The organism is Streptomyces sp. XY006, assembly GCF_002237655.1.
Taxonomy (GTDB): domain Bacteria; phylum Actinomycetota; class Actinomycetes; order Streptomycetales; family Streptomycetaceae; genus Streptomyces; species Streptomyces levis.
Genome location: NZ_NOKT01000015.1, coordinates 31603 through 55561, shown reverse-complemented (window position 1 = coordinate 55561; position 23959 = coordinate 31603). Strand labels below are relative to the sequence as shown.

At 69.6% G+C, this 23959-nt stretch carries 20 protein-coding genes; 10 read left to right on the top strand and 10 right to left on the bottom strand.

Annotation, left to right across the window (positions count from 1 at the left end; all coding sequences use genetic code 11):
• Window positions 1-2: 2 nt before the first annotated feature.
• Together CHR28_RS18790 and CHR28_RS18785 are read left to right on the top strand one after the other, a co-directional pair.
• A complete protein-coding gene (locus CHR28_RS18790) occupies window positions 3-1280 on the top strand; it encodes an MFS transporter (RefSeq protein WP_094054925.1) in 1278 nt (425 codons plus the stop codon).
• Between the two features lie 111 nt (window positions 1281-1391).
• Complete coding sequence (locus CHR28_RS18785; RefSeq protein WP_094054808.1) at window positions 1392-1883, top strand: LppU/SCO3897 family protein; 492 nt, start codon at window positions 1392-1394, stop codon at window positions 1881-1883.
• Between the two features lie 102 nt (window positions 1884-1985).
• Here CHR28_RS18785 and CHR28_RS18780 read toward each other — a convergent pair whose 3' ends face one another.
• The gene (locus tag CHR28_RS18780) at window positions 1986-3431 is read right to left on the bottom strand and encodes a CCA tRNA nucleotidyltransferase (RefSeq protein ID WP_094054807.1); all 1446 of its coding nucleotides are present in this window, start codon (window positions 3429-3431) and stop codon (window positions 1986-1988) included.
• A gap of 260 nt (window positions 3432-3691) precedes the next feature.
• Between CHR28_RS18780 and CHR28_RS18775 the strand changes: the two genes are divergently transcribed.
• From CHR28_RS18775 to trxA, 7 genes are all read left to right on the top strand, one after another.
• Window positions 3692-6094, top strand: coding sequence for a DUF6049 family protein (locus CHR28_RS18775; RefSeq protein WP_094054806.1), 2403 nt, complete (start codon window positions 3692-3694; stop codon window positions 6092-6094).
• A 43-nt stretch (window positions 6095-6137) separates the two neighbouring features.
• Window positions 6138-8408: a murein biosynthesis integral membrane protein MurJ gene (gene murJ, locus CHR28_RS18770; RefSeq protein ID WP_094054805.1), complete on the top strand. Its 2271-nt coding sequence runs from the start codon at window positions 6138-6140 to the stop codon at window positions 8406-8408.
• Window positions 8409-8548: 140 nt separating this feature from the next.
• A complete protein-coding gene (locus tag CHR28_RS18765) occupies window positions 8549-10267 on the top strand; it encodes a protein kinase family protein (RefSeq protein WP_094054804.1) in 1719 nt (572 codons plus the stop codon).
• Between the two features lie 26 nt (window positions 10268-10293).
• Window positions 10294-11013 carry an RNA polymerase sigma factor SigM gene (gene sigM, locus CHR28_RS18760; RefSeq protein WP_094054803.1) on the top strand — a complete coding sequence of 240 codons (720 nt, stop codon included), beginning with the start codon at window positions 10294-10296 and terminating at the stop codon, window positions 11011-11013.
• Window positions 11010-12041, top strand: a complete 1032-nt coding sequence (locus CHR28_RS18755; RefSeq protein ID WP_094054802.1) for an anti-sigma factor family protein — start codon at window positions 11010-11012, stop codon at window positions 12039-12041. Before sigM ends, CHR28_RS18755 begins: the two co-directional genes overlap by 4 nt.
• 189 nt (window positions 12042-12230) lie before the next feature.
• On the top strand, window positions 12231-13199 hold the full coding sequence (trxB, locus tag CHR28_RS18750; protein WP_094054801.1) for a thioredoxin-disulfide reductase: 969 nt from the start codon (window positions 12231-12233) through the stop codon (window positions 13197-13199).
• 44 nt (window positions 13200-13243) lie between these two features.
• On the top strand, window positions 13244-13576 hold the full coding sequence (gene trxA, locus CHR28_RS18745; RefSeq protein ID WP_030847066.1) for a thioredoxin: 333 nt from the start codon (window positions 13244-13246) through the stop codon (window positions 13574-13576).
• Between the two features lie 125 nt (window positions 13577-13701).
• Here the strand turns inward: trxA and CHR28_RS18740 are convergent, their stop codons facing one another.
• The 9 genes from CHR28_RS18740 to rpmH form a co-directional block, all read right to left on the bottom strand.
• Window positions 13702-14319, bottom strand: a complete 618-nt coding sequence (locus CHR28_RS18740) for a GNAT family N-acetyltransferase (protein WP_094054800.1) — start codon at window positions 14317-14319, stop codon at window positions 13702-13704.
• 320 nt (window positions 14320-14639) lie between these two features.
• Window positions 14640-15740 carry a ParB/RepB/Spo0J family partition protein gene (locus tag CHR28_RS18735; RefSeq protein WP_094054799.1) on the bottom strand — a complete coding sequence of 367 codons (1101 nt, stop codon included), beginning with the start codon at window positions 15738-15740 and terminating at the stop codon, window positions 14640-14642.
• Complete coding sequence (locus CHR28_RS18730) at window positions 15737-16813, bottom strand: ParA family protein (protein ID WP_094054924.1); 1077 nt, start codon at window positions 16811-16813, stop codon at window positions 15737-15739. Before CHR28_RS18730 ends, CHR28_RS18735 begins: the two co-directional genes overlap by 4 nt.
• A 266-nt stretch (window positions 16814-17079) precedes the next feature.
• The gene (gene rsmG, locus CHR28_RS18725; RefSeq protein ID WP_094054798.1) at window positions 17080-17796 is read right to left on the bottom strand and encodes a 16S rRNA (guanine(527)-N(7))-methyltransferase RsmG; all 717 of its coding nucleotides are present in this window, start codon (window positions 17794-17796) and stop codon (window positions 17080-17082) included.
• A 124-nt stretch (window positions 17797-17920) separates the two neighbouring features.
• Window positions 17921-18433 carry a Jag family protein gene (locus tag CHR28_RS18720; RefSeq protein ID WP_094054797.1) on the bottom strand — a complete coding sequence of 171 codons (513 nt, stop codon included), beginning with the start codon at window positions 18431-18433 and terminating at the stop codon, window positions 17921-17923.
• Between the two features lie 15 nt (window positions 18434-18448).
• Entirely contained in the window at window positions 18449-19735 is a 1287-nt protein-coding gene (gene yidC, locus CHR28_RS18715; protein ID WP_094054796.1) for a membrane protein insertase YidC, read from the bottom strand.
• A 3-nt stretch (window positions 19736-19738) separates the two neighbouring features.
• Window positions 19739-20113, bottom strand: a complete 375-nt coding sequence (gene yidD / locus CHR28_RS18710) for a membrane protein insertion efficiency factor YidD (protein WP_094054795.1) — start codon at window positions 20111-20113, stop codon at window positions 19739-19741.
• Window positions 20110-20481, bottom strand: a complete 372-nt coding sequence (gene rnpA, locus CHR28_RS18705) for a ribonuclease P protein component (RefSeq protein ID WP_094054794.1) — start codon at window positions 20479-20481, stop codon at window positions 20110-20112. The genes yidD and rnpA overlap by 4 nt, the downstream gene beginning before the upstream one ends.
• 21 nt (window positions 20482-20502) lie before the next feature.
• Entirely contained in the window at window positions 20503-20640 is a 138-nt protein-coding gene (gene rpmH / locus CHR28_RS18700) for a 50S ribosomal protein L34 (protein WP_003956500.1), read from the bottom strand.
• Between the two features lie 374 nt (window positions 20641-21014).
• Here rpmH and dnaA point away from each other — a divergent pair, with 374 nt between their 5' ends.
• Window positions 21015-23180, top strand: coding sequence for a chromosomal replication initiator protein DnaA (gene dnaA / locus CHR28_RS18695; protein WP_094054793.1), 2166 nt, complete (start codon window positions 21015-21017; stop codon window positions 23178-23180).
• Window positions 23181-23959 lie beyond the last annotated feature (779 nt).

Below are 23959 nucleotides of genomic sequence, written 5' to 3'. Positions count from 1 at the left end.
CCATGGCCGTCGTCCGTGACCTGCGCGTGCTGCTGCGCTTCCAGGGCTTCCGGCGCCTGCTCGCCGTCCGCCTGCTCTCCCAGGGCGCCGACGGGGTGTACCAGGTCTCGCTCGCCGCCTACGTCGTGTTCTCACCGGAGAGGCAGACCTCGGCGGCCGCGATCGCCTCCGCGATGGCCGTCCTGCTGCTCCCGTACTCGCTCGTCGGCCCCTTCGCCGGCGTCCTGCTCGACCGCTGGCGGCGGCGCCAAGTCCTGCTGCACGGCAGCCTGCTGCGCGCCCTGCTGGCCTGTGCGACGGCCCTGCTGATACTCAGTCCGGCTCCGGACTGGCTCTTCTACGTCTCCGCCCTGTGCGTCACCGCCGTCAACCGCTTCGTGCTCTCCGGTCTGTCCGCCGCCCTGCCCCGCGTCGTCGACGCCGATCGCCTCGTCCTCGCCAACTCCCTCTCGCCGACCGCGGGAACGCTGGCGGCGACCGCCGGCGGCGGCCTCGCCTTCGTCGTCCGGCTGGTGGTGGCGGACTCCGACGCGGCCGTCGTGCTCGTCGCGGCCGGGCTGTACCTGTGCGCGGCCCTGGCGACGCTGAGCATGGCGCCGGAACTCCTCGGCCCCGACCGGAGCGTGGTGCGCGTGCGGATCGGCACGGCCCTCACCGGCACGCTGCGCGAACTCGCGGCGGGCGTACGGCACCTGGCCGCACCGCCGCGCCGGGAGGCCGCCTGGGCACTGGCGGCGATGTCCCTGATGCGGTTCTGCTACGGCGCTCTGCTCGTCATGCTGCTGATGCTCTGCCGGTACGCGCTCACCGACACCACGGACGACGGACTCGCCCTGCTGGGGCTGGCGTTGGGCGTCTCGGGCGCCGGGTTCTTCGCGGCGGCGGTGGTGACGCCGTGGGCCGCGGGACGCCTTGGGCCGGGCCGCTGGATCGTCGTGTGCGCCGGTGCCGCCGCCCTGCTGGAGCCCGCTCTCGGGCTGCCGTTCGCCACCGTGCCCCTGCTGGTGGCGGCGTTCGTCCTGGGCCTGACCACCCAGGGCGCGAAGATCGCCACGGACACCATCGTCCAGTCCTCCGTCGACGACGGCTTCCGTGGCCGGATCTTCTCCGTTTACGACGTCCTGTTCAACGTGTTCTTCGTGGGCGCGGCAGCGGTGGCCGCCCTGATGCTGCCGCCGGACGGCCGGTCCGCGGCGCTGGTGATCACGATCGCCGTTATCTACGCGGCAGTAGCGACTGCTATGGCCCGGTTTGGCCGTGAGCCTGTGTCACATCAATGACACAGAGCCACTCCTGACTACTGCGGTGTCAGTGGCGACCGCTACCTTACGTGGGTCTTATCTCGCGACATGTTCGCGTCACTCATCCATGCTTTTTAGGGGGACCCCCAAGTGTCTACTCCGCCGCCCCAGGGCAACCCGTTCGCCCAGAACCAGCCCGCGGGTCAGCCCCAGGCTCCGTACCCGCCGCAGCCCGGCCAGCCCGGCATCCCGCCCCAGGGCGCGGGCCCGTACGCCCCGGTTCCGCCGCAGCCGTCCGGCCGCAAGCTGAGCTTCAAGACGATCAAGAACATCGTGATCGTCGTCGCGGTGGCGGGCATCGCCATCGGCGGTTACATCACCAGCCGGGACGACGCGAACACGGCGGCTGTGGGCGACTGCATGCACCGCGGCAGCACCAACGACAACAACCCCGACCTCGAGGTCGTCGAGTGCAGCGACGCGAAGGCTCAGTACAAGGTGCTGGCCAAAATCGAGGGCTCCTTCCTGACGGAGACCCTGGCGTCGAGCAAGTGCGAGGCCGAGGCCAAGGACTTCCAGTACACGTACACCGAGAGCGGTGACGGCAAGGACTTCCTGCTCTGCCTGAAGGACTACAAGTAAGAACGCGGACGCGTAGAGGGGCGGTGTTTCACGTGAAACACCGCCCCTCGTGCGGTGGAACGGGGTCATGTTTCACGTGAAACATGACCCCGTTCCACCGCCTCAGCCTTCCTGCTCGGCCCACCACTCCTTGAGCACCGCGACCGCCGCGTCGTGCTCCATCGGCCCGTGCTCCAGCCGCATCTCCAGCATGTGCTTGTACGCGCGGCCGATGACCGGACCGGGACCGACGCCGAGGATCTCCATGATCTGGTTGCCGTCGAGGTCGGGACGGATCGAGTCCAGCTCCTCCTGCTCCTGCAGCCGGGCGATCCGCTCCTCCAGCCCGTCGTACGCCCGGGACAGCGCCGTCGCCTTGCGCTTGTTGCGCGTGGTGCAGTCCGAGCGGGTCAGCTTGTGGAGACGGTCGAGCAGCGGGCCGGCGTCACGGACGTAGCGGCGGACCGCGGAGTCCGTCCACTCGCCGGTGCCGTAGCCGTGGAACCGCAGGTGGAGCTCGACCAGCCGGGAGACGTCCTTCACCAGCTCGTTGGAGTACTTCAGCGCGGTCATGCGCTTCTTGGTCATCTTCGCCCCGACCACCTCGTGGTGGTGGAAGGAGACCCGGCCGTCCTTCTCGAAGCGCCGGGTGCGCGGCTTGCCGATGTCGTGCAGCAGGGCGGCCAGCCGCAGCGTCAGGTCCGGACCGTCGTCCTCCAGCGCCATCGCCTGCTCCAGCACGATCAGCGTGTGGTCGTAGACGTCCTTGTGCCGGTGGTGCTCGTCACGCTCCAGCCGGAGGGCCGGCAGCTCGGGCAGCACGTGGTCGGCGAGCCCGCTCTCCACGAGCAGCGACAGGCCCTTGCGCGGGTGCGGGGAGAGGATCAGCTTGTTCAGCTCGTCCCGGACCCGCTCGGCCGAGACGATCTCGATCCGTCCGGCCATCTCCTTCATCGCGGCGACGACCTCGGGCGCGACCTCGAAGTCCAGCTGAGCCGCGAAGCGCGCGGCCCGCATCATCCGCAGCGGGTCGTCCGAGAAGGAGTCCTGGGGAGTGCCCGGGGTGCGCAGGACACGCGCCGCGAGGTCCTCCAGACCGCCGTGCGGGTCGATGAAGTCCTTCTCCGGCAGCGCGACGGCCATCGCGTTCACCGTGAAGTCACGGCGGACGAGATCCTCCTCGATCGAGTCGCCGTACGACACCTCCGGCTTGCGCGAGGTGCGGTCGTAGGCCTCGGACCGGTAGGTGGTCACCTCGATCTGGTAGCCGCCCTTGTGGGCGCCGACCGTGCCGAAGGCGATCCCGACCTCCCAGACGGCGTCCGCCCAGGGGCGCACGATCTTGAGCACGTCCTGGGGACGGGCGTCGGTCGTGAAGTCCAGGTCGTTGCCGAGCCGGCCCAGCAGCGCGTCCCGGACCGAGCCGCCGACCAGGGCGAGGGAGAACCCGGCCTCCTGGAAGCGGCGGGCGAGGTCGTCGGCGACAGGGGCGACCCGCAGCAGTTCACTCACCGCGCGGTGCTGCACCTGGCTCAGGACGCTGGACGTTTCTTCGTTGGCGTTCGGCACAAAAGAAGAGGGTACGTGGCCCGGGCGCCCCGCAGCTCCCCGTATTCCGGGTGGGGACAGGTCACGTCATACGCGCACAAGGGATGCCTTTGAGCGGCAGAGAACCGCTCTCTTCCCTAGAGCGTCATACCGGGCAGCGGGGCGCCGGCCCGCGATCTTGTGAGGCGGACCGCGGCACTTCCCCTCAGCGCGCATCGTTACCATGCGTGGACGCACATTCCGACGACCACCACTGACGACGACGAGGGACGGGCGAGCGCGTGGCCGACGCGGCAGACTTCCAGGGGACCAGTGCCTCACCTGCCCGCCGGTGGCTACGGCGCACCGGGGCACTGCTCGCTGGTGCGCCCCTGCTGGCCGGGCTCCTCCAGCTGCCCGCCGCGACCCCCGCGGACGCGGCGGGACAGGAGTCCCCGCAGGCTGCCTCCGGCGCGGGCTCGGTCGCCGTCGCGGTCGACTCGCTCACCCCCAGCGCCCCCACCGAGGGGGACACGGTGACGGTCTCGGGCACGGTCATCAACAACGGCAAGCAGCCGGTCACCGACGCCCACGTCGATCTGCGGGTGGGCCCCCAGGTCGAGACCCGTTCGTCCATCGACACCCTGGCCAGGAAGAGCGCCGACCTCCAGGGCCCCATCGGCGAGGAGGTCGGCGGGAAGTACACCGAGACGTTCCCCCAGCTCACGCCCGGCGTGGCCCAGCCCTTCTCGATCTCGGTGCCCGTGGACGAGCTGGACCTCGGCGGGGACGGCGTCTACCAGCTGGGCGTCACCCTCTCCGGGGAGACCACCGCACAGCCCTGGGAGCGGCTCCTCGGCATCCAGCGCACGTTCCTGCCCTGGCAGCCGGAGGAGGCCGGCACGAAGACGAAGACCACGTTCCTGTGGCCTCTCGTCTCCACCTCCCACATGGCCGCCGAGACGGGGTCGAACGAGCAGCAGACGCCGGTCTTCCGCGACGAGGAACTCGCCGAGGAGATCTCCCCGGGCGGCCGCCTGGAACAGATGGTGTCGCTGGGCAAGGGCCTCGACGTCACCTGGGTGGTCGACCCGGACCTGCTGGCGTCCGTCGACGCCATGACCAGGAGCTACGAGGTCCGCGCCGCGGACGGCACCACCGTCCCGGGCAGGAACCAGGAGCTCGCCAAGAAGTGGCTGACCGAGCTCCAGCAGGCGGTCGCCGGCAAGGAGGTCGTCGCCCTGCCCTACGGCGACCCCGACCTGGCCTCCCTCGCCCACAACGGCACGAACGTCACCGGCTCGCTGAGTCACCTCAAGGAAGCCACCGACGTCGTGGACGACACGGTGGAGACCATCCTCCATGTGAAGCCGAACACGGACTTCGCCTGGCCCGCCGAGGGCGCCGTCGACCCGTCGATCGTGAAGGTCGCCACGTCCGCGGGCGCCGACAAGGTGATCGCGCGCGGCGACAGTCTCCAGGACAACCTGTCGTACACGCCCTCCGCGGCCCGGCCCATCGGCGGGGGCACCACGGCGGTCGTGGCGGACGCCAGGATGTCCACGCCCTTCCAGGGCGACCTGACGAAGGCCTCCGCGTCCACGCTCGCCGTGCAGCGCTTCCTCGCCCAGAGCCTGACGCTGGGCCTGCAGACCGGCAAGCAGCGCAGCGTGGTCGTCGCCCCGCAGCGCATGCCGTCCGTCAGCCAGGCCCAGGCCATGTCCGAAGCCCTGGCGGCCCTGGAGGGCGGGAACTGGTCCGAGGCGCAGGACCTCGCGGACGCCGCCAAGGCCAAGCCGGACCCCGCGGCCAACACGAAGGTGCCGCCGGCCTCGGCGTACCCCCGTGACCTGCGCAAGCAGGAACTGCCGCGGGCCGCGTTCGAGCAGATCGCCGAGACGCAGGGCAAGCTCGACAAGTTCAAGGTCATCCTCACCATCCAGTCCCGCGTGGTCACCCCGTTCGGGCGGGCCATGAACCGCGAGATGTCCACGTCCTGGCGCGGCCGGGGCGTCGAGGCGGTGGGCTACCGCGACGACATCGAGTCCTACCTCGACGGGATCATCGACGGCGTCAAGCTGATCCAGAAGACGGAGACCAAGCTCTCCGGCCGCAGCGCCACGATCCCCGTGACCGTCCAGAACAACCTGGTGCAGGGCGTCGAGCACCTGGAGCTGCGGCTGACGTCGAAGAACCCGACCCGGCTCAAGATCGGCGACGCCTCCTACGAGGAGGAGCCCGTCGCGGTCAACGGCGGCCACAGCCAGTCGGTGAAGTTCACCACGTCCGCCAACGCCAACGGGCGGGCCGAAGTGGTCGCCCAGCTCTACACCGAGGACGGCCGTCCCTACGGCGACCCCGTCACCTTCGACGTGCGGGTCACCGAGGTCACTCCCACGGTGATGCTCGTCATCGGCGGCGGCTTCCTGCTCCTGGTCCTGGCCGGCTTCCGGATGTACACCCAGCGCAAGCGCGCCGCCGCCCGCGAGGCCGCCGAGCCCGAGGAGATCGAGCCCGAGGAGTCCGCCGGCGAGCAGGAACCGGCCGGCGCCCCGCAGAACCCGCACACCGCCGGCGACCGTCTCACGGAGGAGCCCGCCGCCGGCTCCCGGGCAGGCGCCCCGGAGCAGCCGAGTGACCCGGCCCCGGACACCGCAGCGGAAAGCGCCGACCCGTCCGGCACGGGTGAGAGAGTGGACCGTTGAGATGTCGTGGCCGGTGGGCCCGGGACGATGAGGTGGGGTAACCATGAACGCGCCGTACGACGGTGACCGCGGCCGTGCCGCGGGCAGCCCGGGCCACCCCGAGGCGGGCGGGCTCGAGGGCTCGCCGGACGAGCACGGCCAGGTACCGCCGCAGCCGCCCGCGGACATGTACCTCCAGGACGCCTACGCCCAGGACCCCTACCAGGCGCACGACCTCTCCGCCCAGGACCCGGTCGGCGAGGCGCTCTACGACCGCGCCGCGCACCCGCCGCCCGCCCCGGGCACCTACCAGCCCCAGCAGCAGCTGTACGCCCAGCCGCCGCAGTCGCCGTACGCCCCCGACCCGCGGGTGTGGGCCCAGACGCCCGCGCCCGAGCCGGACGGCCCGACGCGGCACCTTCCGTACGGCGACGACCCGCGCACCACGCAGTACGTCGGGGTGGACGACCTCGTCTCCCAGGCGGGCGAGCCGCGCCAGGAACCGGACGCGTTCGCGCACCTCTTCCGCGACCAGCAGCAGAGCAGCGGCCACCCCTCGTACGAGTCGCCCTCGGTCCCCGGCCCGTCCCCGGCGCCCATGGCGCAGGGCCAGTACCCGGCACCCGAACAGACCGCGGCGATGACGCCCGTGACGGAGGACGCCCCGGCCCAGGAGTCGGCGCCCTCGCCCGCCCCGAAGAAGGCCGGACGCGCCGCGGGCCTGATGAAGTCCAGCGCCGTGATGGCGGCCGGCACGATGGTCTCCCGCCTCACCGGCTTCATCCGCTCCGCGCTGATCGTCTCGGCCCTGGGCGTCGGCCTGCTCGGTGACACTTTCCAGGTCGCCTACCAGCTGCCGACGATGATCTACATCCTCACCGTCGGCGGCGGTCTGAACTCGGTCTTCGTACCGCAGCTCGTGCGCGCCATGAAGGACGACGAGGACGGCGGTGAGGCCTACGCCAACCGTCTGCTGACCCTGGTCATCGTGACGCTCGGCGGACTCACCGCGCTCTCGGTCCTCGGTGCGCCCCTGCTGATCCGGGTGCTGTCCGATCCGGTCGCCAGCGACCCCGCGGCGAACCAGGTCGCCACCACCTTCGCCCAGTTCTTCCTGCCCACGATCTTCTTCATGGGCATCCACGTGGTGATGGGCCAGATCCTCAACGCCCGCGGCAAGTTCGGCGCGATGATGTGGACCCCGGTCCTGAACAACATCGTCATCATCGTGACGCTGGGCATGTTCATCTACGTCTACGGCACGGCGGCCGACTCCGGCATGGAGGTCACCACCATCCCGCCGGAGGGCCAGCGCCTGCTGGGCGTCGGCGTCCTGCTCGGCCTCGTGGTCCAGGCGCTGGCGATGATCCCCTACCTGCGCGAGACCGGCTTCCGGCTGCGGCTGCGCTTCGACTGGAAGGGCCAGGGGCTCGGCAAGGCCGTCACGCTCGCCAAGTGGACGGTGCTTTTCGTCCTCGCCAACCAGGCGGGCGCCATGATCGTCATCCAGCTGTCCACCGCGGCGGGCAAGGCCTCGCCGGTCGACGGCACCGGTTTCGCCGCCTACGCCAACGCCCAGCTGATCTGGGGCCTGCCGCAGGCCATCATCACCGTCTCCCTCATGGCCGCTCTGCTGCCGCGCCTGTCGCGCTCGGCGGCCGAGGGCGACGGCGGCGCGGTCCGCGACGACATCTCGCAGGGCCTGCGCAACACGGCGGTGGCGATCGTGCCGATCGCCTTCGGTTTCCTCTCGCTCGGCATCCCGATGTGCACGCTGATGTTCGGCTCCTCGGGCACCAGCGAGGCGACCAACATGGGCTACATGCTGATGGCGTTCGGCCTCGGCCTGATCCCGTACTCCGTGCAGTACGTGGTCCTGCGCGCCTTCTACGCCTACGAGGACACCCGAACTCCCTTCTACAACACGGTCATCGTGGCCGCGGTCAACGCCGGCGCCTCGGCGGTCTGCTTCTTCGTCCTCCCGTCCCGCTGGGCCGTGGTCGGCATGGCCGCCTCCTACGGACTGGCCTACGCGATCGGCGTCGGCGTCGCCTGGCGCCGGCTGCGCAAGCGGCTGGGCGGAGACCTCGACGGCGCCCGTGTCCTGCGGACTTACGCCCGGCTGTGCATTGCCTCGATCCCGGCTGCCCTGCTCAGCGGCGCGGCCGTCTACGGCATCGGGCAGACGCTCGGCCAGGGCGTCGCGGGCTCGCTCGCCGCGGTGTTCGCCGGAGGTGTCGTGCTGCTCGGGGTCTTCTTCGTCGCCGCCCGCCGCATGCGCATCGAGGAGCTCAACTCGCTGGTCGGCATGGTCCGCGGACGCCTGGGACGCTGAGTCGGGGGGTAGGCGCACAACCATCGTCAGCCACCGCGTGTCGTGCATAGCGGCGGACTGTGGGCACAATTGGTTTCGGCGTCGGACGGCGCGCAACGGATGCCGGCCGGCGCGCAATGGATGGGGAGGCAGGAACGACGGTGGCGGAACGGAGTACGGCTGCCGTCGACGTGGCAGACAACAGCGGCGAGTCGTCGCTGACCGCACAGGCGGACCAGTCCACGGCCGACGGGGTGGCCAAGAACCGGGAGCGGGACACGGACAGCGACGAGGTACAGGAGAGCAACCGGAGCGACGGCTCCGAGAAGACCTCGACGCCTGAACTGCACAGCGGTCACAAGCTCGCCAGGCGCTACCGCCTCGAGGAGTGCGTCACCCGTCTGGACGGTTTCAGCAGTTGGCGCGCCGTGGACGAGAAACTGCGCCGTGCCGTGGGCGTGCACATCCTGCCCGCGGACCATGCGCGGGCCCGGTCCGTCCTGGCCGCCGCGCGCTCCTCCGCGCTCCTCGGCGACCCGCGCTTCGTCCAGGTGCTGGACGCGGTGGAGGAGAACGACCTCGTCTACGTGGTCCACGAGTGGCTCCCGGACGCGACGGAGCTGACCACGCTCCTCGCCGCCGGGCCCCTGGAGCCGTACGACGCCTACCAGATGGTCAGCCAGGTCTCCGCCGCCATGGCCGCCGCCCACCGTGAGGGCCTCGCCCATCTGCGGCTGAACCCCAACGCCGTGCTGCGCGCCTCGACCGGCCAGTGGCGCATCCGCGGCCTGGCCGTGAACGCCGCGCTGCGCGGCATCTCGTCCGACACCCCGCAGCGCACCGACACCGAGGCCATCGGCGCCCTGCTGTACGCGGCGCTGACCCAGCGCTGGCCGTACGAGAGCGACGCCTACGGGCTGTCGGGGCTGCCGAAGGACATCGGCCTCATCGCGCCGGACCAGGTGCGGGCCGGGGTGCACCGGGGCCTGTCCGAGCTCTCCATGCGCGCCCTCGCCAACGACGGTGCCACCGCCTCCCGGCACGAGTCGCCGTGCACCACGCCGGAGGAGCTGGTGAAGGCGATCGGCGAGATGCCCCGCATCCGCCCGCCGGAGCCGGCCTTCACCGCCCCGCCCGAGTACCAGCGCACGACGTACCAGCAGGGCACCTACGGCCGTCAGGCCCCGCACCCGGGCTCCGCCCAGCCGATCGCGGCCCCGCCGCCCCCGCTGCAGAGCCGCACCGGCAAGGCCCTGAAGTGGGCCGTGTCCGCCCTTCTGATCGCCGCGCTGGGCCTCGGCAGCTGGCAGCTGGCCGACGCCCTCATGGACCAGGGCGGCGCGCCGGACGATCCGACCAAGACGCAGAACAACGAGGGCGGTGACAAGAACAGGAACCGTCCGGCCCCGAAGCCCGTCGCGATCAAGGGGTCCGAGGAGTACGTGGCCAAGGGCGAGGCCCAGCACGCCGCCGACGTCGGCAAGACCTACGACGGCGACCCGTCCACGGGCTGGCGGACCAACAGCTACCTCGACGGTCCGAAGATGGTGATAAAGCCGGGTGTCGGCATCGTCTACGACCTCGGATCCGAGCAGCAGGTCTCGGCAGCGGCCCTGTCACTGCGGTACGGCGGCGACCACACCACGGTCGAGCTGTACGCGACCGACTCCTCCGGTTCCTCCACCCCGCTGAGCTCCATGAAGAAGCTCGGCGATGTGACGACCAGCGGCACCTCCGCGAAGGTCACCGTCGACAAGCCCGTGAAGAGCCGGTACGTCCTGGTCTGGCTGACGGCGCTGCCGTACTCGGGCGCCGACCCGTCCAACTTCAGCGACCCGGGCTACAAGCAGGCCATCACCGAAGTGAAGTTCACGGGCTGAGCGCCGACCGAGGGGAAGGGGGTTCGATGGGGGACCGCGCCGAGCACAGCGGTGCCACGGATCAAGAACTCCTCGCCCGCCATGTCGAGGGTGACCCCGACGCCTTCGGTGAGATCGTCCGACGGCACCGCGACCGGCTCTGGGCCGTCGCCCTGAGAACACTGGGAGACCGCGAGGAGGCCGCTGACGCGGTCCAGGACGCCCTCGTCTCCGCCTACCGGGCCGCCCACACCTTCCGGGGCCAGTCGGCCGTCACGACGTGGCTGCACAGGATCACGGTGAACGCCTGCCTGGACCGGGCCCGCAAGGCGGCCTCCCGGAAGACCTCCCCCGTCGACGACACCGAGCGCCTCGAGCAACTGCTGGAGCCGCACGAGTCGGCCTCGGCACCCGCCGAGCGCAACGATCTCCACCGCCAGCTCATCGAGGCGCTGGGCACGCTGCCCGCCGACCAGCGCGCGGCGCTCGTCCTGGTGGACATGCAGGGCTACCCCGTCGCGGAGGCCGCCCGCATCCTCGATGTGCCGACCGGCACGGTGAAAAGCCGGTGCGCCCGCGGCAGAGCCAGGCTCCTGCCGCTGCTCACCCACCTGCGGCCCGACGGCGGCGGCAAGAAGACGGGCCCGGAGCGGAACCGGACGCCGGACTCGGCCGTCCCACCCGCAGCGGGACCGCGTCCAGCGGAACCGCCGGACACAGGACCGAGCGACTCAGCTGTAGTGAAGGGCGGAGGTGGACGAGCGTGACGTCGACGACCGACATGGACTGGCACCCGGACGTCGCGGAGATCTCCGACCTCGCCGAGGGTCTCCTCCCGCCGGCCCGGAGCAGCGATCTGCGGCGGCACCTCGACTCGTGTGAGCTCTGCGCGGACGTCTACGCCTCCCTGGAGGAGATCCGCGGCCTGCTCGGCACCCTGCCGGGGCCGCCGCGCATGCCCGCCGAGGTGGCCGGCCGCATCGATGCCGCTCTCGCCGCCGAGGCCCTCCTGACGGCCACGCGCCCGGAGACCTCGGACAGCCCGGCCGCGTCCACGAGTGCCCCCGCCGGGGACGCTGCAGCCGAGTCCGATCACGGTGCCGGTTCCGGTCACGGTGTCGGTTCCGATCACGGCGCCGATTCCGACGTGGGATCCGACGCGCGGGACGACAGCGGTGCGCATGTTTCACGTGAAACATCGCCCTCCGCCGACCGGCCCGCCGGACGCCCCCGCGCCTCGACCACCGGCCCGGGACGCAAGGGACGCACCCGGAACGGGCGGCGCAGGATCGCCGTTCTGGGCACCGTCTTCACGGTCGCCGCCTTCGGGCTGGGGTCCGTCCTGCTGTCATCCCTCGGCGACGGTGAGCCCACCCGTGACACGGCGGGCGGGGGGCAGACCAGCCCTGCGGACACCTTCTCCGAGGGGCAGCTGAGGAACCAGGTCTCCGATCTCCTCTCCGAGAACAAGTCCGAGAACAAGAGCGAGAGCGAAGGGGACGGCGGCTCACGCACTCCCTTCGGCGCGGCGACCGCCCCCGGCAGCGACCAGCCCAAGGTCTTCAGGGAGGTCGTCGTGCCCGGCTGCGTGCGCGACGGCATCGGGCGTGAGGATGCCGCCCTCGCTGTCGAGAACGGCCGCTACCAAGGGAAGAAGGCCATGCTCGTGCTGCTTCCCGACGCGGCCGACGCGACCCGGGTCACCGCCTACGTCGTCGATGCGACCTGTGTGGATCAGAAGGGCTCCGCGTCCAAGGGCACGGTTCTCCTGGAGCGTTCCTACCCGTCGTCCTGAGCCGGCGCTTCGTCTTCCCCCTGCGTGGTATCCGGCAGTCCCTGCGTGGTATCCGGCACGGGGCCCGCATCTCCGTGTGCCCGGACACAGTGGGAATGCGCGCCCCTTAGGATCCGTTGGGTGGGGTGAGAGCTTCGGAAGAAGCTCCCACCGGTCGAACGACGCAGTCCAGAGACGAGGAATCAAGCCGTGAGCGACGTCCGTAACGTGATCATCATCGGCTCCGGGCCCGCCGGTTACACGGCGGCGCTGTACACCGCACGCGCGTCGCTGAAGCCCCTGGTGTTCGAGGGCGCTGTCACCGCGGGTGGTGCGCTCATGAACACCACCGACGTCGAGAACTTCCCGGGCTTCCAGGACGGCATCATGGGCCCCGAGCTCATGGACAACATGCGCGCCCAGGCGGAGCGCTTCGGCGCCGAGCTCGTCCCGGACGACGTGGTGGCCGTCGACCTGACCGGTGAGATCAAGACCGTCACGGACACTGCCGGTACCGTCCACCGGGCCAAGGCCGTCATCGTGGCGACCGGCTCGCAGCACCGCAAGCTCGGCCTGCCGAACGAGGACGCTCTCTCCGGCCGTGGCGTGTCGTGGTGCGCCACCTGCGACGGGTTCTTCTTCAAGGACCAGGACATCGCCGTGATCGGTGGCGGTGACACCGCCATGGAGGAGGCGACCTTCCTCTCGCGCTTCGCCAAGTCGGTCACCGTCGTCCACCGGCGGGACACCCTGCGTGCCTCGAAGGCCATGCAGGAGCGCGCCTTCGCCGACCCGAAGATCTCGTTCGTGTGGGACAGCGAGGTCGCCGAGATCCAGGGCGACCCGAAGCTCTCCGGCCTGAAGCTGCGCAACCTCAAGACCGGTGAGCTCTCGGACCTGCCGGTGACGGGTCTCTTCATCGCCATCGGCCACGACCCCCGCACCGAGCTCTTCAAGGGTCAGCTCGACCTGGACGAAGAGGGCTACCTGAAGGTGAATGCGCCGTCCACGCGCACGAACCTGCCGGGTGTCTTCGGTGCCGGCGACGTCGTGGACCACACCTACCGGCAGGCGATCACCGCGGCCGGGACCGGCTGCTCCGCCGCTCTCGACGCCGAGCGCTTCCTCGCCGCCCTCGCGGACGAGGAGCAGGCGGAGCCCGAGAAGACCGCTGTCTGACCCCTCCCTACCCGCCCCACGCACCAACAGTTAAGGAGCCCGCAGTGGCCGGCACCCTGAAGAATGTGACCGACGACTCCTTCGAGCAGGACGTCCTCAAGAGCGACAAGCCCGTCCTGGTGGACTTCTGGGCTGCCTGGTGCGGCCCGTGCCGCCAGATCGCGCCGTCCCTTGAGGCGATCGCCTCGGAGTACGGCGACAAGATCGAGATCGTCAAGCTGAACATCGACGAGAACCCGGGTACGGCCGCCAAGTACGGCGTCATGTCCATCCCGACCCTGAACGTCTACCAGGGTGGCGAGGTCGCCAAGACCATCGTGGGCGCCAAGCCGAAGGCCGCGATCGTTCGCGACCTGGAGGAGTTCATCGCCGAGTAAGACGGCTGAGCCGTCAGTCGACGGTGCATGTTTCACGTGAAACACGAATGGGCCAGCCCGGAAGGGCTGGCCCATTCGTTTGTGTACCCGCCTTTCCAGCGGCCGCAGCGTGTGCTCGCTCGCTTCTACAGCGGCCGCAGCGCCGGTTCCTTCTGAACAGCTCCCAGAAGCCGGTCGAGCGCCATCTCGACGTCTTCCTTCCAGGAGAGCGTGGACCGCAGCTCCAGTCTCAGCCGAGGATGGATGGGGTGCTGCCGGACCGTCTTGAAGCCCACCGCCAGGAGATGATCGGCGGGCAGCACACAGGCCGGCTCCTTCCAGCGCGCGTCTCCGAATGCCTCGATCGCCTTGAAGCCGCGCCGCAGCAGATCCTTCGCCACCGTCTGGACCATGACCCGGCCCAGCCCTTGCCCCTGGTAACCCGGCACGATGAACGCGGTGATCAGCTGGACGGCGTCAGGGGAGACGGGGCTCGTGGGGAACGCCGTGGAGCGCGGGACGTAGGCGGGAGGGGCGTAGAGAACGAAGCCCACCGGCACGTCGTCGACGTAGACGACACGGCCGCAGGAGCCCCAGTCCAGCAACACCGCTGAGATCCAGGCCTCCTTCTCCAGATCGGACGTGCCCGCCTTTACCGCTGCCTCACCGCTGACCGGGTCGAGCTCCCAGAAGACGCACGAGCGACAGCGCTGGGGAAGGTCCTGGAGGTTGTCCAGCGTGAGCGGTACAAGCCGACGCCCCATGGAGGCTGTTCCTCGCTTCCTTCGCCCGCCGCATCGCGAGCGGCTGTCAGAGCACTCCGTTCCCTGAGGAGGCTGCCGATGAATCCACCGACCGCCCCCAGCCCCAAACCGGCGCTCACCAGTCCGGTGCGGCTCATCGTTCGCATGGCCCCTGCCTCCCTCTCACAGGTGCTGCCGGGTGGTCGCGCCGTACCCGAACGCATGGTATCGACGATGCGATTCCCTCGAAACCGCCGAAAAGGAAAGAGCGGGCCATGTTCCGGTACACACCGGACACGGCCCGCTCTGTCGGATGCGCAGCCGAGACTCCCTGGGGAGGCTCAGGACTCGCTGTCCTCGGCGTCGCCCTCCAGAAGACTCCTCTGCAGGACCGGCCCCTCGCCGGGAGCGAGAGAACCGAGGATCCGCTCCAGGTCCTCCATCGAGGCGAACTCGACGGTGATCTTGCCCTTCTTCTGCCCCAGGTCGACCTTCACCCGCGTCTCGAAGCGGTCCGAGAGGCGCGTGGCGAGCTCGGACAGGGCGGGAGAGACCCGGGCCCCGGCACGCGGTCCCTTGGGCTTCTGAGCCTTCTGGGGCCGCGACCCCATGAGGGTGACGATCTCCTCGACGGCGCGCACCGACAGCCCTTCGGCGACGATGCGGTGGGCCAGCCTGTCCTGCTCCTCCGAGTCCTCGACGGACAGCAGGGCCCGCGCATGACCGGCGGAGAGCACCCCCGCGGCGACCCGGCGCTGCACAGCCGGCGAGAGCTTCAGCAGGCGCAGGGTGTTGGAGACCTGCGGGCGGGACCGGCCGATACGGTCCGCCAGCTGGTCGTGCGTGCAGTTGAAGTCCCTGAGCAACTGGTCGTAGGCGGCGGCCTCTTCCAGCGGGTTCAGCTGAGCGCGGTGCAGGTTCTCCAGGAGGGCGTCCAGAAGGAGCTTCTCGTCCTCCGTGGCGCGCACGATCGCCGGGATCGCCTCCAGGCCCGCCTCACGGCAAGCCCGCCAGCGACGCTCACCCATGATGAGCTCATAGCGGGCGGGGCCCACCTGCCGGACGACGACCGGCTGAAGGAGCCCCACTTCCTTGATGGACGTGATGAGCTCGGACAGCGCGTCCTCGTCGAAGACGTCACGCGGCTGCCGCGGGTTCGGCGTGATCTCGTCGAGCGGGATCTCGGCGAAGTGCGCACCGATCGGCGCAGCGGGGGTGGCCGGAGCAGGGGGCTGCGCCGCTTCCTCGGTTTCACGTGAAACAGCCGGCAGCGTCGCCACCTTCGCCGCGGCCACCCCACGGTCGGTCGGCAGCGCGGGCACTGCCGCAGGAGATGTGGACACGGCATTTCCTGCCGCAGCCTGGGCCACCGACTTCTCCGTCGGGGCGGCAGGGATCAGTGCGCCGAGGCCACGGCCCAGTCCCCTCCGTCGCTCGCTCACTGAATGCCCTCCACCATGCTCGGGTCGTTCTGCTGTGCGCCGATGTGGGCGTGTGTGGCGTCATAGCTGATGCCCACGCCCTTCAGCGCGATCTCTCGTGCCGCCTCAAGATAAGAGAGGGCACCACTCGATCCTGGATCGTAAGTCAGGACCGTCTGCCCGTAACTCGGCGCCTCGGAGATACGGACGGACCGGGGGATGCTCGTCCGCAGTACCTCGTCGCCGAAGTGGGTGCGTACCTCTTCGGCGACCTGGGACGCCAGGCGCGTCCGGCCGTCGTACATGGTGAGCAGAATGGTCGACACGTGCAGGGAGGGGTTGAGGTGCCCCCGCACCAGGTCGACGTTGCGCAGCAACTGGCCCAGGCCCTCCAGCGCGTAGTACTCGCACTGAATCGGGATCAGGACTTCCTGGCCCGCCACCAAGGCGTTGACCGTCAGGAGGCCGAGTGAGGGCGGGCAGTCGATGAGGATGTAGTCCAGCGGCTGCTCGTACGCCTGGATGGCGCGCTGCAGCCTGCTCTCCCGCGCCACCAGGGACACCAGCTCGATCTCCGCACCGGCGAGATCGATCGTGGCGGGGGCGCAGAAGAGACCCTCGACATCGGGAACCGGCTGGACGACCTCGGAGAGCGGCTTGCTCTCCACCAACACGTCGTAGATGGACGGGACTTCGGCGTGGTGGTCGATTCCCAGCGCAGTGGACGCGTTGCCCTGAGGGTCGAGGTCGACCACGAGGACCCGGCCGCCGTGCAGAGCCAGCGACGCGGCCAGGTTGACGGTCGTCGTCGTCTTGCCCACACCGCCCTTCTGATTGGCGACCACGATGATCCGGGTCTGCTCAGGCCGCGGCAGGCCTTCGCCGGCGCGGCCCAGAGCCTCCACCGCCAATTGGGCAGCACGACCGATGGGAGTGTCGTCCATCGGAGGCGGTGTTTCACGTGAAACATCCGCCCCCATCGACTCGGTACGGGGACCGGGGACCGGATCGGTCATCGGTCCCGCGATGTTGGCGTCGGACCGCAAGGATTCACTCTCCTCGACTTCAGGCTCGCAATGAACAGAGCCTCCCATGTCTTCGGGGTCGCGAACCAGTGAGGCCTGACGTTCTGTGGAGAAATCCACCTCTGTGGACAACTCAGTTCCCTCGTCGAGTGAACCGAGGGGCTTACGGTCGCGGGGTTCGGCCGCAGCGCGGCCACGACTGATGATGCCGTGCAGCAGTGAGCGACGTTTCACGTGAAACACGATGCAGGGCAGCCGTGGCCGGACCGCCGCGACACTCCGGCATGCGTAGGTTTGGCAGCTTGTGTGGAGTACGTCTCGTCCGCAGGAACGGATCAGCGGCGCCGACGCGCGCGCCCCGTGCGAGCCGCCTTGGCCCGCTTCGCGGCGAAGCGCACACCGCCCGGGCTCTCCCCGACCTCGACGCGCACCACCGTGGACATCGGGTCCACCACACCCTCACCCACATGCAGGATGGAGGTCCCCACGGCTCCCAGCTTGCTGAGCGCCGTGGAGGCGCTCTTCAGCTCCTCCTCGGCGGCGTCGCCCTTGAGCGCGAGCATCTCTCCGTACGGGCGCAGCAGCGGGATGCCCCAGGTGGCGAGACGGTCGAGGGGTGCGACGGCTCGGGCGGTCACCACATGGACGGGCTGGATCTTCCCCATGACCTCCTCGGCCCGGCCACGCATGACCGTCACATGGTCGAGGCCCAGCAGCTCCACGACCTCGGTGAGGAAGTTGGTGCGCCGCAGCAGCGGCTCCAGCAGGGTGATCTTCAGGTCCTCCCGGACCAGCGCCAGCGGAATGCCCGGCAGGCCGGCGCCCGAGCCGACGTCGCACACCGTCACGCCCTCGGGCACGACCTCCGAGAGGACAGCGCAGTTCAGCAGGTGCCGCTCCCACAGGCGGGGCACTTCGCGTGGACCGATGAGACCGCGCTGCACGCCTGCCTCAGCGAGCAGCTCGGCGTAGCGCACCGCATCCGCGAAGCGGTCACCGAACACCTCGCGCGCCTGCTCGGGCGCGGGGGGAAGCTCCGCTGCCTCCGTCACGGGGGACCGTCCTTCCGTACCGCGTCGGCGCACCCGGCGCCGACATCAGAACCACAGAACTATCAGGCTGACAAAGTTCGGCCCCGTCTGCGCAACAGACGGGGCCGGGAAAAGCAGGGGCCGATCAGGCGGGCAGCACGACGACGAAGCGCTGCGGCTCCTCGCCCTCGGACTCGCTGCGCAGGCCGGCAGCCTTGACCGCGTCGTGCACGACCTTGCGCTCGAACGGCGTCATCGGCTTCAGCTTCACGGCCTCGCCGCTGCTCTTGGCCTCGGCGGCGGCTTTGGCGCCCAGCTCGGACAGCTCGGAGCGCTTCTGGGCGCGGTACCCCGCGATGTCGAGCATCAGACGGCTGCGGTCACCGGTCTCCCGGTGCACGGCCAGGCGGGTGAGCTCCTGGAGGGCCTCCAGCACCTCACCGTCACGGCCGACCAGCTTCTGCAGATCACGGCCGCCCGTGTCGCTGATGATCGAGACGGAGGCACGGTCCGCCTCGACGTCCATGTCGATGTCGCCGTCGAGGTCGGCGATGTCGAGCAGACCCTCCAGGTAGTCCGCCGCGATCTCGCCTTCCTGCTCCAGGCGAGTCAGGGTGTCTACACCCTCGGCAGCGGCGGAGGTGGTGCCTTCCGTCACGGGATGGACTCCTTCTTACTTCTTGGACGGGGACTTGGGCCGCTGGGGGCCCTTGCGCTGTCCGGACTGGGCCTTGCTGCGGGTACCGCCGGCGGGCTTCGCGCCGCCCTTCTTGGCAGCGGCGGCGGGCTTGGCGTCCTCGGGCTCGTCGGACTTGGTCAGCGAGGTCTTCGGCTCCTGCTCACCCGCTGCCTTCGCACCTCCGACGGTGCCGGACTGGCGCTGCGCCTTGGTCTGCCGCTTGGGCTGCTGGCGCTTCGGCGTACCGGTGGTGGCCGGCGTACCGTCCTCGGCCTGGGCCGCGGCCGCGGCGTCGCTCCTGATCACCGTGCCGTCGGCCTGCGCGGCGAGTCCGGCCTTGCTCAGTCCGTTGATGAACTTGCGCTCGTACTCGTTGCGGTCCCGGCCCTTGGCGACGATGGCCTTCACGATGACCCGGTCCCGGCGACGGGCGACCTTGTCGCGGTGCGTGACGTGCTTGTGCAGACGCTCCAGGTACTCGGCCTGGGCCTTGGAACCCGGAGTCGGGTTGTTGCGGATGACGTACATCTGCTGGCCCATGGTCCACACGTTGGTGGTCAGCCAGTAGACGAGGACACCGACGGGGAAGTTGATGCCGAAGACGGCGAACATGACCGGGAAGACGTACATCAGCATCTTCTGCTGCTGCATGAACGGCGTCTTCACCGTGGTGTCGATGTTCTTCGTCATCAGCTGGCGCTGCGTGAAGAACTGCGACGCCGACATCAGGACGATCATGATGGCCGTGACGACCCGCACATCGGTGATGGAGGACCCGAGGGCCTCCACCTTCGAGGCGCTGTCGGTGAACTTCGCCGCGAGCGGTGCACCGAAGATGTGGGCCTGCTGCGCGCTCTCCAGCAGCCGGTTGTTGATCACGCCGATGGTGTCGTTCGACGCGATGCTGTTGAGCACGTGGTACAGGGCGAAGAAGAACGGGGACTGCGCCAGGATGGGAAGGCACGAGGAGAGCGGGTTGGTGCCCGTCTCCTTGTACAGCTTCATCATCTCTTCGGACTGACGCTGCTTGTCGTTCTTGTAGCGCTCCTGGATCTTCTTCATCTCGGGCTGGAGCGTCTGCATCGCCCGGGTCGCCTTGATCTGCTTCACGAAGAGCGGGATCAGGCAGATACGGATCAGGATCACCAGGGACACGATCGACAGGCCCCAGGCCCACCCGGTGTCGGGGCCGAAGATGGCGCCGTACACCGTGTGGAACTGGACGATGACCCAGGAGACGGGTGTGGTGATGAAGCTGAAGAGGCTGGCAATCGTGTCCACTAATCATGCTCCTTGGGCATGGGACGGTGTCTCTGCGGCCGGGCTCGAAGGACTCGACGGACTTGTGGGAAGAGTCTGTCCCTCGGTGGCCGGGTCGGCGGCGGAGGGCCCGCCCTTGCGTGCGCGCCACGCGTTACGCAGCATTTCGTGCCACCGCGGACGCTTGCGCGGCGGGACATGGTCCACACCGCCCAGCGACCACGGGTTGCACCGCAGGATGCGCCAGGCCGTGAGTGCCGTTCCCTTGATGGCACCGTGCCGGTCGATGGCCGTGTAGCCGTAGTGGGAGCACGATGGGTAGTACTTGCAGACCGGCCCGAGCAGCGGACTGATCGTCCACTGGTAGAGCTTGATCAGAGCCAGCAGCGGGTACTTCATCGCGCGCCCCCTCCCAGCAGCCGCTGAAGGGCGGCATCCAGGTCTCGGGCCAGCTGTGCATGGTCGGCGTCGCCCGCTCCGGGCAGCGCTCGTACGACTACCAGGCTACCGGGGGGCAGCTGGGCGACTCGCTCGCGCATCAGGTGGCGAAGCCTGCGCTTCACCTTGTTGCGCATGACCGCGCCACCCACGGCCTTGCTCACGACGAAACCCGCACGCGTCGGGGGAGCGCTCTCCCCAGGCGCATGCGGGTCCGTGGCACCGCTTCGAAGGTGGACGACGAGCGTCGGGCGGCCTGCCCGGCGACCTCGTCGTACCGCGGTCGCGAAGTCCTCGCGCCGCCTCAGCCGGTTCTCGGTGGGCAGCACGACGTCATGACCTGATCGGGATCAGGCGGACAGGCGGGCGCGACCCTTGCTACGGCGGGACGCGAGAATCGCGCGGCCGGCACGGGTGCGCATACGCAGCCGGAAGCCGTGGGTCTTCGCGCGACGACGGTTGTTCGGCTGGAAGGTGCGCTTGCTCACTCGGGGGCTCCAGAAAGAATCGGTGGTTGCGGGGTGCCGTCCTGGCTGTCACCGTGCGCCCACGAGTAGCTCGCAGTTACGCCCGAGTGCACCGCTTACCGATCACCCCAGTGATCTGTGCCCATCGGAGGCAGGCGGCAGCAGCCATCGACAACTCGACCTGGTTACGGTACGCGCGGCTACGCCATCCGGTCAAACCAGGAGTCGCCGGGAGACACTTGTCCACAGCCTGGGGACAACAACTTGAACCGCACCCGCCGCCCTGACTACCGTGACTGGACTCCGATTCGTTCCCTTATCCCTGCCCGACCCGATTTACATCCCGACCCGTCCCCGAATCACACCTTCGAGGGACCCGTGAGAGAGCGTGCCCTGTGGCTGACGTACCTGCCGATCTTGCCGCAGTGTGGCCACGCGTATTGGAGCAGCTCCTCGGGGAGGGCCGCGGCCAGGGGGTCGAGGCGAAGGACGAGCACTGGATCCGGCGCTGCCAGCCGCTCGCGCTGGTCGCCGACACGGCACTGCTCGCCGTACCGAACGAATTCGCGAAGGGCGTGCTGGAGGGCCGTCTGGCGCCGGTCGTCAGCGAGACGCTGAGCCGTGAGTGCGGCCGCCCGATCCGGATCGCGATCACGGTCGACGACTCCGCGGGCGAGCCCCCGGCCACACCGGCACCGCCCGCCCGCCCTCAGCGCTACGAGGAGCCCGAGCTCCCGTCCGCACGCCAGGACCGCGACGGCTACGACGCCCGCCAGGAACGTGACGCGTACGACAGCCGCTCCGACCGGGACGGCTACGAAAACCGCTCCGACCGCGACGGATACGACAGCCGCCCCGAGCGCGACGGATACGACAAGCGCCAGGACCGCGACGGCTACGACGCGCGCCAGGAACGTGACGCGTACGACAATCGCCCCGAGCGCGACGGATACGAGGGCCGCGCAGACCGTGACGGCCGCCAGGACCGCGACGGCTACGAGGGATACGGGCGGCACCGCGCCGAGCCGCTGCCGGGCACGGGCGGTGACCAGGTCCCGCCTACGCGCGCAGACCAGCTCCCGACGGCCCGCCCGGCCTACCCCGGCGAGTACCAGCGCCCGGAGCCCGGCGCCTGGCCGCGCCCCACGCAGGACGACTACGGCTGGCAGCAGCAGCGCCTCGGCTTCCCCGACCGTGACCCGTACGCGTCACCGTCCCAGGACTCCTACGGCGGGCAGGACTCGTACGGCGGGCAGGATTCCTACGGCTCCCCCAAGGAGCCCTACGGATCACAGGACTACCGTCCACAGCCCGTGGAGCGCCCCTCCTACGAGCCGCCGCGCTCCCAGTACGAGACCCCACGCCCCGACTACGACCAGCGCGACCCGGTCCGCCGCGAGCTGCCGGAGCCGCCGGCCGGCTCGGGGCACGTGCACCGCGGCGGCCCCGTCGGCCCGAACCTGCCGACGACCGGGGCTCCCGGCCCGCTGGCCGCGCAGCCCGCGCCGGCGACGGGCCCGGGCGAGCCCACCGCCCGCCTGAATCCGAAGTACCTCTTCGACACGTTCGTCATCGGCGCCTCCAACCGCTTCGCGCACGCGGCCGCGGTCGCCGTCGCGGAGGCACCGGCCAAGGCGTACAACCCCTTGTTCATCTACGGGGAGTCCGGGCTCGGCAAGACGCACCTGCTGCACGCCATCGGGCACTACGCGCGCAGCCTGTACCCCGGCACGCGGGTGCGGTACGTGAGCTCGGAGGAGTTCACGAACGAGTTCATCAACTCCATCCGCGACGGCAAGGGCGACAGCTTCCGCAAGCGGTACCGCGAGATGGACATCCTGCTCGTCGACGACATCCAGTTCCTCGCGGACAAGGAGTCGACGCAGGAGGAGTTCTTCCACACCTTCAACACGCTCCACAACGCCAACAAGCAGATCGTGCTCTCCAGCGACCGGCCGCCCAAGCAGCTGGTGACGCTGGAGGACCGGCTGCGGAACCGTTTCGAGTGGGGACTGATCACGGACGTCCAGCCGCCCGAGCTGGAGACGCGGATCGCGATCCTGCGCAAGAAGGCGGTGCAGGAGCAGCTGAACGCGCCGCCGGAGGTCCTGGAGTTCATCGCGTCCCGGATCTCGCGGAACATCCGTGAGCTGGAGGGCGCGCTGATCCGGGTCACGGCGTTCGCCTCGCTGAACCGCCAGCCCGTGGACCTGGGGCTGACGGAGATCGTCCTCAAGGACCTCATCCCCGGCGGCGACGACTCGGCGCCCGAGATCACCTCCACGGCGATCATGGGCGCGACGGCGGACTACTTCGGGCTGACCGTCGAGGACCTGTGCGGCACCTCCCGCGGGCGGGCCCTCGTCACCGCCCGGCAGATCGCCATGTACCTGTGCCGGGAGCTGACGGACCTGTCGCTGCCGAAGATCGGCGCGCTGTTCGGCGGCCGGGACCACACGACGGTCATGCACGCGGACCGCAAGATCCGCAATCTGATGGCCGAGCGGCGCTCCATCTACAACCAGGTCACGGAGCTCACCAACCGCATCAAGAACGGCTGAGCGCCGCTCCCCAGACCGCTGAGGGCGCCCCCGGAGCCTCCCGGGGGCGCCCTCGCGCATATCCGCGGGGGCTCGTGCCGGCCCGCGGCCGCAGCCCGGTGTTCGAATAGTCGCCGGGTTACGGCCTCCCTCCACAGATTCGGGGACTTTCTGCCGTCCACATCCTGGGGACCGGGGAGTTGTCCAGATCGTGTCCACAGGGAGCACTGTCGAAAGACCATCAGACCAGCTCAGCCGGTTGTGGATTGGTGGACGAACGATCTCCACAGACTGTGGACGAAGCGGTGATCCACAGGCTGTGCACCAAGTTGTCCACGGGCTGCCCACAGGCTGGGGGCGGTTGTCCCCAGCGATCGGCCGCTTCTCCACATGGCTGTCCACTGTTCGGCAACCCGACGCGCCTCCTCACCGGGTCGAGTGAAAGGCGTCACACCAAGGTGCCGGGTTGGGCTGTGGGAAAGGTGGGTAAACCTGGGGACGGCACTGGGGAGAACTCGCCTCCTCCTGTGCACGGGGTGTGCAGAACTTTCCGTTCTCCACAGAGACGCCGGGTTGTCCACCGCCGTCACCCACAGGCCCCGTGGACAAAATTTCCGCTCTGAGCTGGGCAAACGTGGTTATCCACGGTATCCACAGGCCCTACTACTACTCCCGACTAGAGAGAGAGCGGAATTCGTTTCGAAGTGGGCCCTGTGCACAACTCGCTCTCCGGAGCCCGGCCGCCCCTCGTCACGACTTGACCCCGAGAGGCACCTACTGTCAGTGCCGTGCGTCAGACT